This window comes from Levilactobacillus suantsaii (genome assembly GCF_014069315.1).
In the GTDB taxonomy this organism is placed as follows: Bacteria; Bacillota; Bacilli; order Lactobacillales; family Lactobacillaceae; genus Levilactobacillus; species Levilactobacillus suantsaii.
Window position 1 is genome coordinate 2,115,629 of sequence record NZ_CP059603.1, and the last position, 12,796, is coordinate 2,128,424.

General features: G+C 54.0%; 11 protein-coding genes. 1 reads left to right on the forward strand and 10 read right to left on the reverse strand.

Annotation, left to right across the window (positions count from 1 at the left end; all coding sequences use genetic code 11):
* The 7 genes from smc to H3M12_RS09845 all read right to left on the reverse strand — a co-directional run bounded on the left by smc (position 1) and on the right by H3M12_RS09845 (position 9,934).
* Complete coding sequence (smc, locus tag H3M12_RS09815) at positions 1-3,549, reverse strand: chromosome segregation protein SMC (RefSeq protein ID WP_129031618.1); 3,549 nt, start codon at positions 3,547-3,549, stop codon at positions 1-3.
* Positions 3,550-3,561: 12 nt separating this feature from the next.
* Positions 3,562-4,260 (reverse strand): ribonuclease III, encoded by a 699-nt coding sequence (rnc, locus tag H3M12_RS09820; protein ID WP_129031619.1) that lies wholly within the window; start codon positions 4,258-4,260, stop codon positions 3,562-3,564.
* 75 nt (positions 4,261-4,335) lie between these two features.
* Positions 4,336-4,587, reverse strand: coding sequence for an acyl carrier protein (gene acpP / locus H3M12_RS09825; RefSeq protein WP_129031620.1), 252 nt, complete (start codon positions 4,585-4,587; stop codon positions 4,336-4,338).
* A 75-nt stretch (positions 4,588-4,662) separates the two neighbouring features.
* A complete protein-coding gene (gene plsX / locus H3M12_RS09830) occupies positions 4,663-5,697 on the reverse strand; it encodes a phosphate acyltransferase PlsX (protein ID WP_129031621.1) in 1,035 nt (344 codons plus the stop codon).
* An 18-nt stretch (positions 5,698-5,715) separates the two neighbouring features.
* Positions 5,716-7,749, reverse strand: coding sequence for an ATP-dependent DNA helicase RecG (gene recG / locus H3M12_RS09835; protein WP_129031622.1), 2,034 nt, complete (start codon positions 7,747-7,749; stop codon positions 5,716-5,718).
* Between the two features lie 73 nt (positions 7,750-7,822).
* The gene (locus tag H3M12_RS09840) at positions 7,823-9,535 is read right to left on the reverse strand and encodes a DAK2 domain-containing protein (protein WP_182150687.1); all 1,713 of its coding nucleotides are present in this window, start codon (positions 9,533-9,535) and stop codon (positions 7,823-7,825) included.
* 36 nt (positions 9,536-9,571) lie between these two features.
* Positions 9,572-9,934 (reverse strand): Asp23/Gls24 family envelope stress response protein, encoded by a 363-nt coding sequence (locus tag H3M12_RS09845; protein ID WP_129031624.1) that lies wholly within the window; start codon positions 9,932-9,934, stop codon positions 9,572-9,574.
* Between the two features lie 235 nt (positions 9,935-10,169).
* On the opposite strand from H3M12_RS09845, the gene rpmB reads away from it, so the two are divergent.
* Positions 10,170-10,355: a 50S ribosomal protein L28 gene (gene rpmB / locus H3M12_RS09850; RefSeq protein ID WP_129031625.1), complete on the forward strand. Its 186-nt coding sequence runs from the start codon at positions 10,170-10,172 to the stop codon at positions 10,353-10,355.
* Between the two features lie 180 nt (positions 10,356-10,535).
* On the opposite strand, the gene H3M12_RS09855 is transcribed toward rpmB, so the two are convergent.
* From H3M12_RS09855 to rsgA, 3 genes are read right to left on the reverse strand one after another with little or no spacing between them, the layout of a single operon-like run.
* Entirely contained in the window at positions 10,536-11,207 is a 672-nt protein-coding gene (locus tag H3M12_RS09855; protein WP_129031626.1) for a thiamine diphosphokinase, read from the reverse strand.
* Positions 11,207-11,860 (reverse strand): ribulose-phosphate 3-epimerase, encoded by a 654-nt coding sequence (gene rpe, locus H3M12_RS09860; RefSeq protein ID WP_129031627.1) that lies wholly within the window; start codon positions 11,858-11,860, stop codon positions 11,207-11,209. The genes H3M12_RS09855 and rpe overlap by 1 nt, the downstream gene beginning before the upstream one ends.
* Before the next feature lie 12 nt (positions 11,861-11,872).
* On the reverse strand, positions 11,873-12,766 hold the full coding sequence (gene rsgA, locus H3M12_RS09865) for a ribosome small subunit-dependent GTPase A (RefSeq protein WP_129031628.1): 894 nt from the start codon (positions 12,764-12,766) through the stop codon (positions 11,873-11,875).
* Between the last annotated feature and the right edge of the window lie 30 nt (positions 12,767-12,796).

Genomic DNA, 12,796 nt, shown 5'->3' on the forward strand with positions numbered 1-12,796 from the left:
TTACTTCCCTTCTACCGTGCTGGCTTGGTCTAGATCCACAGCCACCATTTTGGAGACCCCGGATTCTTGCATGGTCACGCCGTACAAAACGTCGGCCTGCACCATGGTCTCCTTACGGTGCGTGATGACGATGAATTGTGTTTGGGCCTGGAACTGGTGAATGTAACGGGCAAAGCGCGTCACGTTCGCCGGGTCCAAAGCCGCTTCGACCTCGTCTAAGATACAAAACGGGACCGGTTGGACCTGTAGAATCGCAAAGAGCAAGGTGATGGCGGTCAACGCCTGTTCACCCCCGGATAACAGACCCATGTTTTGAAATTTTTTGCCCGGCGGTTGAGCCATGATGTCAATCCCGGTGGTCAGGAGATCATCCGGGTCGGTCAAGACCAGTTCTGCCGTGCCGCCATTAAACATTTGTTTGAAGGTGGCCGTGAATTTCTTAGCCACCTGCTTAAAACTCCGCTCGAAGCGTTGTTTGACTTGATTATCCAACTCGCTCATGGTCGCGGTCAACTGGTCGCGCGCGGTCAAAAGATCGTCACGTTGTTGCGTCAAGAAGTCGTACCGTTGTCGCACGTCCTTGTATTCGTCGATAGCGTTGACGTTGACCGGACCGATTTCGGCCAATCCCCGTTTCAAGAGTTTCAGCTGACTGGTCAATTGGTCACTCGGCAAGTCACTCACGTCCTTTGCGGCCGCCGCCAAACTCAACTGGTACTTCTCGGCGAGATCACCCTGTTGCTGGTCAATCAACGCCGCTAAGCGCGTCTGGGTGACTTGCGCCTTATGCAGGTCATCGTTTGCGACCTGCAAGAGCCCGGTTGCCCGGTCATTTGCCGCCGTGGCTTGCGCCGATTGATCGTTGACCGTGGTCAACGCATCATCATTCGCCGTCAACGCATGTTGCGTTTGGGTCTGGTCAGCTTGCGCTTGTTTCAATTGGGCCGCGGCTTCTTGGGGCGTCAAGCCCTCGTCTTGCTTGAGTTGAGCTTGATCGTGCTTAAGGCCTCGTTGGTGAGCCTGGTCACTTGCCAATTCTTTTTGGTGTTGAGCCAACGCTTGTTGTCGTTGTTGTTCTCGTTCTTGCGCCCCGGCTAACCAGGTTTGCTGCTCGGTCAGGACCGTTTGCCGACTGGCCTGTTGCGCCGTCGCGTCCTTGAGTTGCGTCTGCAAGTCAGCCAATTCACGTTCCTGTTGCGCGCTGGTCGCTACCCCCTGATCGATTTTGGCCTGAAGGTCGTTGCCCTGCTGGTCCTGATCCGTCGCCGTAGCTTGTTGCAAGTCGAGTTGGGCGGCCTTTAGCTGCCGATTAGCTTGTTCGGCCGCGGTTTTGGCCGTGGCCAACTGGTCGTCGACTTGCCGGCATTGCGGCTGCAACTCGTTCATCGTTGCCCGCAACTTTTGACTTCGTTGGTCACTGGCCTGTAACGCCTCACGGTGCGTTTTGACCTGCGTCTCGCGTTCCTGCAGTTGCGTCGTCATCGTGGTCAGCGATGCCTCTAAGTGGGCTAAATCCTGCCGTTGCCGCAAGACACTGGTCGACGCGTGCTTCGCCTGGCCCCCAGTCATCGCTCCGCTAGCACTGATAACATCGCCAGCTAGGCTGACGACGCGATACCGGTGGTGCAACCGTTGGCTGATGGCCACGGCCGCATCCAAATCGTGGGCCAAAATCGTGGTGCCCAGTAAGTAGTTTAAAATGGGTTGCGCAGCGGGGGTGATATCAACTAAGTCACTCCCCACCCCAACGACGCCATCCATTTGTGCTAGCGTCCGTTGAGTCGTGGCATCCAAGTGCCGCTGGTGAACCGTATCGACCGGTAAAAAAGTCGCCCGGCCGGCCCGGTGTTGTTTCAAGTAGGTCATGGCCGCCTTAGCCGTGGTGGGAGTGTCCACTACGATCTGTTGAAGCTGACCACCTAACGCGTATTCGATGGCGGTGGTGTAGTCTGCTGGAACCTGCAAGAGTTCCGATACGGCGCCCAGCAAGCCCGTGAACTGCTCTCGTTGCCGCAGCACGGCCCGGGCCCCCTGATAAAAGCCGCCGTATTCCGCCAGTGCCGCGCGTTGCCCGGCTGCTTGTGTCTTGGCCCGCTGGTAGACTTCAAGGGCCGCTTGCCATTGACGCTGGAGTTGTCGGTAGGCGGTCTCTTGTTGTTGATACTGCCCAGCTTCGGTGTCGTAAGCCTGTTCAGCCGTGGTCAGTTGGTCGTGTAACGCACTCGCTTTAGTCGTCAACTCTTGGACCCGCTGGGCGGTCGTTTGCGCCGTTTGCTTCAGATCGGCGAGCTGACTGGTCAGCCGTTGCCCACGTTGTTGTTGACGGGCCTGGTCTTGTTGCAGATACTGTTGTTGATTCCGCCAACTCGCCACCTGTTGCTTCTGGTCAAAATAAGCCGTCCGCAGATGGTCCAATTGGTCACGTAACCGCGCCAACACCTGATCATCCGTTGCCCTCTTCAAGGTCTTGACCTTAGTTTGGTGGGTCGCCATTTCGGCCCGTAAAGCCGCTAAGGCCGCCTGGTCTTGTTCAATCGTGGCGGCCAATGCCGTTTGGTGCTGCTGCGTGCTGGCCAGCTCATGGGCCAAGCGTTTCTGTTCCCGTTCCTGATTCTGCCGTTGTTCACTGGTCAAATTGACCTGGCCCTGGCGTTGTTCGACGGCTTTCGTGGTCGTGACCAATTGGGCTTGCAGGGTGTCTTTTTGGGCTAACAAGTCGTGTTGCTTTTTCTGTAACGTTTGGACTTGTTTTCCCTGCTGCTGTTGGGCATATTGCTGTTCATGGACCAGGCCGCCCTTTTGCCGGACCGTTTTATCGACGGTGGCTTTCTGGGTGGTCTCAGCCTGCAGCTGGCGCACCAGTTGCGTGCGGTCCAAGATGGCAAAGCGCCGTTTTTGGTCCAGATAGTCGCGAGCCAAATCACTTTGCTCTTCCAACGGTTTCAGCCGCTCTTCGAGTTCAGCGATGATGTCTTCGACCCGGTGTAAATCGCCCATGGTCCTGTCCAATTCACGTTGGGCCTTTTCCTTGTGTTTACGGTACTTGTAGACCCCGGCCACCTCTTCGATGATGCTACGGCGGTCCTCGGGTTTACTGTTAAAAATCGCGGCGACGCGACCCTGCGATATGATTGAAAAGGAATCCTGTCCCATCCCCGAATCCATCAACAGTTCCGTGACGTCTTTAAGTCGGCAGGTCTGCCCGTTCAGCAGGTACTCGCTTTCCCCGCTACGGTACAGGCGCCGACTGATGGTGAGTTCCGTGTACGCACTTTTTAAATAGTGGTCGCTATTGTCCAGGGTAATGGTCACTGCCGCCCGGTTCAACGCGTGCCGGTCCGAGGACCCGCCAAAAATGATGTCGGGCATCTTGGTGCCCCGCAAACTCTTAGCCGATTGCTCCCCTAATACCCAGCGAACCGCTTCGGCAATGTTACTTTTACCGCTCCCGTTCGGACCGACGATGCCGGTCATCCCCGGCAAAAAGTCAATTCGGGTCTGGTCCGCAAAGGACTTGAACCCGCTAATTTCTAGTGTCTTTAACCGCATCGTGACCCATCCTTATTCTTCAGCTTTTAAATTTTCCAGGGCGTGGCGCGCCGCGTTTTGTTCCGCATGCTTCTTGGAGTGCCCGGTTCCCTTACCTAACAGCTTGTCGTCCACGTACACGGCGACTTGAAAGGCCAAGTCATTATCCGGCCCCTCTTCGTTGAGTAGGCGGTAGTCGATATCCACGCTCCCATTTTTTTGGACCAATTCTTGCAGTTCCGTCTTGTGGTCGAAGAATTCATCGAAGCGACCTTCGTCCAACTTGGGAAAGACTACCTGGGTCACGAACTTAACGACGCTATCGAGACCCTGGTCGAGATATAGCGCTCCAATGAAGGATTCGAAGATATCACAAAGCAGTGAATCTCGCTGCCGGGCTTGAGCCTTTTCCTCACCCTTACCCAACCGAATGTATTGGTCAAAGTGACACTCACGCGCAAAACTGGCAAAACTATTCTCGTTGACCATTGCGGCCCGTAAGCGGGTCAAACGCCCCTGCGGCATTTGCGGGTAACGCCGATAAATGTAGTTCGATACCACCAATTGCATGACGGCATCGCCTAAAAATTCGATTCGTTCATAAAATTTCAATCCCTGGTTAGGGTGCTCATTCACGTACGAGGCCTGGGTAAAAGCCTCGTCGAGTAACGCTTGGTTCTTGATGTATATTCCAAAATTGTCCGCTAATTCCTGGTTTAATCCAGATATCACGTCACATTCCTCGTTTCTTTCGTTTAAATTGAAAAAGCCCGGGACGAAAGGTTGCGGCCCGGACTCGCTCAGTAACTATTTTTGTTGCTCTTGATGGGCGACGATGTAGTCGACCACTTCACCAATGGTGGTGAGTTTCTCGGCATCTTCGTCGGAAATCTCCGCCCCAAACGTATCTTCTAACTCTAGGACAAACTCAACGAAATCAATTGAATCGGCATCTAAGTCCTGCTTGAAATTCAATTGGTCGTTGATCTGGTCCCGGTCAAATTCGAAGCGATCCGCAATAATATCCGCAATCTTATCAAAAATCTCTGCTTTTGTCATGTCCAATCCCTCGCTCACAGTATTCAAATAGTAGTCTAACCGTTTTTAACGGCCTTGTCTAGCAGATTCTAGGTCTTACTTCAGAGTCTCTTTGATGGTCGCCATCTGTTCGGCGTGTTGGTCAAAATAGCTACCCAATTGTTGCACGCTTTGGGCCTTCAATAACTCCCGAATCTGGCCGATGGTGTTCTTGACGGTCGGTGCCTTGGTCGACCCGTGAGTCTTGACCACCGGCGCCTTGAGGCCTAATAAAACGGCCCCGCCATATTGCGAGTAATCCATGGCCGCCTTGACGTTATGAAAGACCGGCCGCAAAAGCCCAGCCCCAATTTTACCACCCAGACCGCCGCTCATGATCTCACCCTTGATGAGTTTGAGCATCGACAATGCCGTCCCTTCGATGGCCTTAAGCGTGGCGTTGCCGGTAAAGCCGTCGGTTACGACCACGTCGGCCGCCCCGTTTAACAGTTCGCGTGACTCCACGTTACCGACGAAGTTCAATTCTGGCATCTGGGCCAATGCATCATGAATCGCCCGGTGATCTTGATCACCCTTATCGGCTTCGGTCCCGTTGTTCAACAGGCCGATGCGCGGATTATCGACGTGCATCACGCTTTGGGCGTAGTACTGCCCCATGACAGCATACTGAATCACGCTGAAGGGTTTAGTGTCGGCGTTAGCACCGACATCCAGCATCACGAAGCTCGACTGGTCGAGCTTGCGTAGGACCGGCAGCGTCGTGGTCAAGCCGGGACGTTCCACGCCCTTGATGCGGCCCACGATCAACAGGCCCGCCGTTAAGACGGCCCCGGTGTTCCCAGCCGAAAAGAAGGCGTCGGCTTGGCCTTCCTTGACCGCTGTCGCAGCCAAGACGATGCTGGAGTTTTTCTTCCGCCGAACCGCCCGGACGGGTTCATCGCCCATGGCGATAACCTCCGGGGCGTCGACTAAGGTGATACGGGTCTGGTCCTGTAAGAGTGGTTGGACCTTAGTCTTTTGCCCGTACAGCAAGAATTCTAAATCCGAATAGGCGTCGCGGGCTAACTCGACACCCTTGACGATTTCGTCGGGGGCGTAGTCGCCCCCCATGGCGTCAACGGCAATTTTCATGAACTTTCGTCTCCTTCATTAATCCATGGTTGTAGGTTGGTGCGCCGTGGTGGTCAAAAAGGCCGCCACGGCTAAATTAGCGGGTTGTTCCGCCCAGTTGGGTTCGGTCACCACGACCTTAGCCACCTGCTGGGCCACGCTGAGTACGTTAATGTCGGCCACGGGGTCACCGACCTTGAAGTCGGGCACCCCGGACTGCTTGCGGCCCAACACATCACCGGGCCCGCGCAATTCCAGATCCCGTTGTGACAGCACGAAGCCGTCGGTGGTCGTGGTCATCGTGGTCATCCGTTCGATGGCCAGTTGGTTCTTCGGGTCGGCTACTAAGATACACTGCGAGGCCTTTTGTCCCCGACCGACCCGGCCACGGAGCTGGTGCAACTGCGCCAGCCCAAAGTGGTCAGCGTCGTAAATCAGCATCAACGTGGCGTTGGGCACGTCGACACCGACCTCGATGACGGTCGTCGCCACTAACACCTGAAACTCATTGGCCTTAAAGGCCGCCATAATGGCATTTTTTTCATCATTTTTCATCCGACCGTGGAGCAAGCCCACCCGGTAGGTCGGCTCGAACTCCGCTTGGAACCGTTGGTAAATCGCCTGGGCGTTCTTCATGTCGACCGCTTCAGATTCTTCGATCAGCGGCGTGACCACGTAGGCCTGCGACCCGGCGGCCAGTTGCGTCTTGACTTCTTGGAGCATATTGGCTTCCTGGTTACTACGAATCCAGGTGGTCTTGATGGGCTGTCGGCCGGCCGGTAATTCGTTGATTATCGACACATCCATTTCGCCATACGCCGTAATCGCCAACGTCCGGGGAATCGGTGTCGCCGTCATCGCTAGAATGTCGGGCTGGGCCCCCTTCTGGCGTAACGCTTGGCGCTGGTTGACCCCGAAGCGGTGTTGCTCGTCGATGACCGCCAAGCCTAAATGACGGTAGTGCACGTCTGGTTGAATCAAGGCGTGGGTGCCAACGATCAGGTTGACCTCACCGTTCGCAATCTGGGGCAAGAGCACTTTGCGGGCCGCCGGTTTGGTCGCTCCGGTCAGTAGCGCCACGTTGACTGGAAAATCGGCGAACAGGCGCGCCAAATTATTGGCGTGCTGCTCGGCTAAGATTTCCGTGGGGGCCATCAAAACGGTCTGAACGCCCGCCGTCATGGCGGCGTACATCGCGATGGCCGCCACTACCGTCTTCCCGCTCCCCACATCGCCTTGCAGCAACCGGTTCATGTGGACCGGCCGTTTCAGGTCGAAGCAGATCTCGTTGACCACTTTTTTCTGCGCGCCGGTCAGTTCATAAGGCAAACTAGTGATAAACGCCCGCAACTGGGCTAAATCATAGGTTAATTCCTGGCCATACAGCGTATGGTCCTGTTGCTTCATAATCTGCAAACGCAACTCGAACAAGAAAAATTCCTCGAATTTTGCCGTGCGCCGAGCTGCTTTGGCCGCCACGGCGTCGGCCGGGAAATGCATGTCGTGAATCATCTGTTGACGATGCAACAAGCGGTACTTGACCCGGACAGGCTCCGGAATCAAATCGACGATGGTCGGGGCATAAGCATCGTAGGCGGCCACCACCAATTTCTTAATGGTGGCTTGGCGAATCTCCTTATTGGCCGGGTAGATCGACCCCATCGCCCCGTTGGCACTGCTTAACAGCTTCATGCCAGATAAGCTTTGCCGTTTGGCGTCAAAGCGCCCGTACACCACTAAGTCGTGGCCAACTTCCATCTGGTCTCGCAACCAGGGCTGGTTGAAGAACGTCACGGGGATAATCTGGTGATCGTCTAAAAGCAACTGGAAATTCAACCGGCTCTTCTTACGACCGAAACGGGTCACGACCGGTTCCGCAGCGACAGTTCCTTTCAAGGTCACCTTGGCCTGATCGGTCAACTCACTGGGATCTTTGGCCTGCAGATCTTCATAACGGAAGGGAAAGTAGGTCAACAGGTCGTTGATGTTTTCAATGGCCAGTTCCTTTAGGGCAGTCACTCGCTTGGGGCCCACCCCGCTCAGGGCACTCACCGAATCATTTAAACTCACCATGCTGCGTCACCTCCCACTTCCTATGATAAAAAAGATTGGACACGCGTGTCCAATCTTTTTTAGTGCCAACTGATTATTCCACCGAAATCAAGAATGGGTAAACCGGTTGGTCACCTTCATGAACTTCCGTTTCGAGGTCGCCATCGAGGTCGGCGATTTGTTGCTGTAATTGGTCCGCAACGTCTGCCGTGGTGTCGGCACCGTAAATAATCGTGACGATTTCACTATCGTCATCCAACATGGCCTTAACCATCGCCACAGTCGTCTTTAACAGGTCCGTATCCGTAGCCTTGATGGTCCCGTCCACGATCCCCATGTAATTGCCTTCCTTGATGGTCAAACCATCCAGTTCGGTATCGCGAATCGCGTGCGTGACCTGACCACTCTTGACCGTGCTCAGGTTATCTTCCATCGCGGATTGGTTATCATCCAATTCAGCATCCGGATTATAACCCAACATCGCCGTCATTCCTTGCGAAATGGACTTGGCGTGCACGATCACCGTCGGAATGTCCGCCACATCGGCAGCCTGTTCCGCGGCTAAGAAAATGTTTTTGTTGTTGGGTAAGACGATGGCGCGCTTAGCCTTCGAGGCGTTGATAGCGTCCACGATGGCTTGAGTGCTTGGGTTCATGGTTTGGCCCCCTTGCACTACGTGGGTTACCCCTAAGCTCTTGAAGAGCGTGGCTAACCCATCCCCGGCAACAATGGCGATAATCGCCGTATCCGAGGCCGGCTGTTCCGCCGTAGCCACGGGCGCGGCCGCTGCCGTAGCGGCTGCGGCCGGTTGTTCGTCGTCATCTTTTTCCATGATGGTCTCTTGTTGCATCCGCATGTTGTCGACTTTGACCTTAGCCAAGTCACCATACTCCTGCCCCCAAGCAATGACCTTGCCCGGGTGTTCCGTATGCACGTGGACCTTCACGATTTCATCGTCGTTGACCACCAAAAGAGAATCCCCGAGGTCGGCGAGGTACTTGTAAAAGGTATCGTAATCGAATTTATGGTCGACCTGCTTGCCGCGACCAATGCGCACCATGATTTCGGTACAGTAACCGTACTTGATGCTGGCCGGGTCTAATTTACCTTGGGCACTTTGGTGGTGGGCAGCGTTGATCATTTCATCCATCTCGGCATCGTCGGGTTGGTAATCATCGTTCTCCGCCACGCGGCCGTTCAACGAATCATCGAAGGCGCGCAATACGAAGGTCAGCCCTTGACCACCAGAGTCGACCACGCCGACCTGCTTTAAGACCGGTAAGAGGTCTGGTGTCGTCGCCAAGGCATCAGCAGCAGCCTTGTTGACCGCATCCATCACGACCAACACGTCGTCGGTCTGCTTAGCGGCGTCTAACCCGGCTTGAGCCCCTTCACGTACGACCGTCAAGATCGTACCTTCGGTAGGCTTCATGACCGCTTTATAGGCCGTTTCTGCCCCGGCGGCAAAGCCGTCAGCGAGGTCCTGGGCCGTTAACGTGGTCTTCTTAGCGAGCTTACGCGAAAAGCCGCGGAAGATCTGGGATAAGATCACCCCTGAATTTCCCCGGGCCCCCATGAGCAGACCCTTAGCTAAGGCTGTTGCTAAGTCGCCCACGGCGGTACTTTCGGCATCACGTTCGTACTTGGCCCCACTGGCCAGTGACAGGCTCATGTTCGTCCCAGTATCCCCATCGGGAACGGGAAAAACGTTTAATGAATTAATAAAATCTGCATTTTGGTTTAGTTTTTGCGAGGCGGCCTGAACCATCTTACCAAACTCAAGATTAGTAATCTCTGTTACTTTCAACTAAGTATCCTCCTTGACTTTCGGTCGTCCGGTTGGCTAATCCGCCAATACCCGCACTCCTTGGATAACAACGTTCACTGAATTGGCGGTAACGCCGAGCATTGTTTCCAGGTTGTACTTTACCTTGGATTGAACGTTACGTGACACTTCGGAAATCTTGGTGCCATAGCTAACGATCACGTAGACGTCAATGGCCACGCCGTTGTCCTCTTGGCGAACAACGACGCCACGTGCATAGTTCTCACGACGCAGGATGTCATTTACGTTATCCCGAATCTGGTTCTTGCTTGCCATGCCCACGACACCATAATTGTCAGTCGCGGCGCCCCCAACTACGGTCGCAATCACTTCATTGGTAATATCAATTGTTCCGTACTGAGTCTTAATCTTTACGGCCATGGAAATAGCCTCCTTGTCAAAGAATAGAATCTTAACAGAAATTAATCTTACCACAACCAACCGAAAAATAGAAATAGGAACACTAAAAACCACGGGGTAGCGGTAATTAACTGTCAAGTAATAATCCTTGAAAGAAAAGATTGCGTTCGGGAAAGTTCTATGGTAAATTAGTCAGGTGAGCAAAAAGCATCTGCTTTTTTTAAAAGTAATAAATCCACAAAGGAGGGTTTACGCCATGGCAAAAGATTTTCTGAATGGTAAGCGGACACGCTTCGGTAACAAGCGTTCCCACGCCTTGAACGCATCTCGTCGTGCTTGGAAGCCGAACTTGCAAAAGGTTCGCATCTTAGTGGACGGTAAGCCAAAAAAGGTTTGGGTCTCTGCCCGGACTCTGAAATCAGGTAAGGTAACCCGCGTTTAAGTTAAACACGGTTTATAACACGAATGCATGTTTAACTGGTCACGTGATCGGCAAACATGCATTTTTTGTCACTTAAAATTAACGAAAAAAGTCGTGAGCCGCCCCCAAACGGGACGCTCACGACTTTATTTTTTGCTCTTAGCTAGGCTGCTGGCCCCCAAACACGGCCCCCTGTGAGCTTTAACCGTGCCGCGACTCATAGGCGTCACAACTTTGAATCACGCACAATAGTCCGGTATCGAACTGAAAACTCCCTGTCTCGCCGACAAACTCGTTACTGGCGAAGGAAATCGCGTACGGAATGGGTTCATCGTGCAACTCGTATTTTTCGTCGGTCAAACTCAAATGGTCGATCGGCGTTAACGGGATAAACGCCAGGTACTGTTTATCGGCTTCCTTATGGATCGTGTACTGCCCTGGTAAAAAGTACGAGATGGTGTTTTGCTTATCGATCAAGCGAATCCGGCTGGCATAGGTCTTGTACTGCGGTTCCAAGACCAAAAACAGGTTAGCCAGGAAATGGTCCAAGCGACCACCCGTGGCCCCGTAAATGTCAACTCGGTCAGCATGGTAGTCACGAAAAGCGACCATGACGGCCATCTGGGTGTCCGTAAAATCCTTTTCCGCTTGCGCCGACCGCACGTCCTTAACGTTGCGGCGAACCTGCTGGAGCTCCGTGGGCTGTAGAGAATCAAAGTCACCGATTGCCGCCACGGGCTGAATATGGTGTTCGATCAACCGTAAGGTCCCCCGATCGACCCCAATCCAAGTCCCAGGAATCTGGGTCAGATCAGCGGGCCAATTGGCCTTAGGACCCCCTACTAACAGATTAAACGTTCCCCCCCGTAACATTACTTAGTCGCGTCCTTTAAGGCTTGGACCCGAGCAGCCGGGTCATCGGCGTTGAAGACGTACGAGCCGGCAACGGCCACCGTGGCCCCCGCTTTGGCACAGTCGACAACGGTCTGGTCGTTGACCCCACCGTCGATTTCGATATCGAAGTTATACCCTTTTTCGCGCTTGATAGCGTCTAATTGGGCGATTTTTTCCACGGTACTTGGCAGGAACTTCTGGCCGCCAAACCCAGGGTTGACCGTCATGACCAGCACTTGGCCGACCATGTCTAAGACCGGTTCAATAGCGCTGACTGGCGTGCCTGGGTTAATCACGACTTCCGGGGTGACCCCGGCGTTTTGAATCATCTGTAAGGCCCGGTGAATGTGCGGCGTGGCTTCGACGTGGACCCCGATGATGTCAGCACCGGCCTGAGCAAAATCGTCCACGAACCGTTCTGGGTTTTGGACCATCATATGAACATCTAAGACCATCTTGGTGATTGGCCGAATGGCTTTGACCCAACCGGGACCGTAAGACAAGGCGGGCACGAACTGACCGTCCATGATGTCGATGTGTAAGACTTCGGCACCGGCTTGGTCGACCTTTTCGATGTCTGGCTGTAAGTTGACATAATCTGCACTTAAAATGGATGGCGCTACTTTAATCATAAATTCTCTTCCTCATTTCTTCTTATGGTAAACAGGTTTTTGGTTCTTTAACAACGTCACTAATTGTAAATAGGTCGCGTACCGACTCTGCAGGACGGTTCCCGCGTCGACGGCGGCTTTGACCGCACAATTCGGTTCGTTGATGTGCACGCAGCCCCGAAAACGACACTGCGGGGCTAAGGCCGCAAATTCCGGAAAATATTGCCCCAGTTCGCGGTAGTCCAGCGTTAACGTGTCGTACGACGAGAAGCCGGGGGTATCGGCCACTAACCCGCCGGCAACGGGCATCAGACTGACCTTACGCGTCGTATGACGGCCCCGGTTCAAGGCCGTCGAGATTTCCCCCGTGGCAAGTTTCAAGTCGGGGGCGATGTGGTTCAATAACGTCGACTTGCCGGCCCCCGTTTGCCCCATGATCACGGACACGCGGTCCTTGAGCAACTCACGCAATTGGGCTAAGCCCGTCTGTTCAAAAGGTTGTGCCGTGAGGATGACTGGGTAACCAATTTCTCGGTAGCCGGCCGCCAAAGTCTCAAATTTGGCGATTTCTGCCGGCGTAATCAAATCGGTCTTGGTAAAGTAGATGACCGGCGCAATCTGACTAATCTCTAAGGCAATCAACTGCCGGTCCAAGAGGTTAGTCGAAAAGTCCGGCGCCTTGACCGCCGTGACCACGATACCTTGGTCGACGTTGGCGACCGGTGGCCGGGTCAACGCGTTGTGCCGGGGTAAAATCTTTAAGATGTACCCTTCTTTGGGCGTCTCGCTTTCAAATTCCACTCTGTCACCCACCAACGGCGTGATGCGCTTCTTGCGAAAATTGCCCCGGGCGCGGGTTCGGTACAGTGTGCCATCACTAAACACATCGTAAAAGCCGCTTAACGATTGGCGAATCTGTCCTTCCATCGATGCACCTCCTTCATAAAAAAGCTCAGT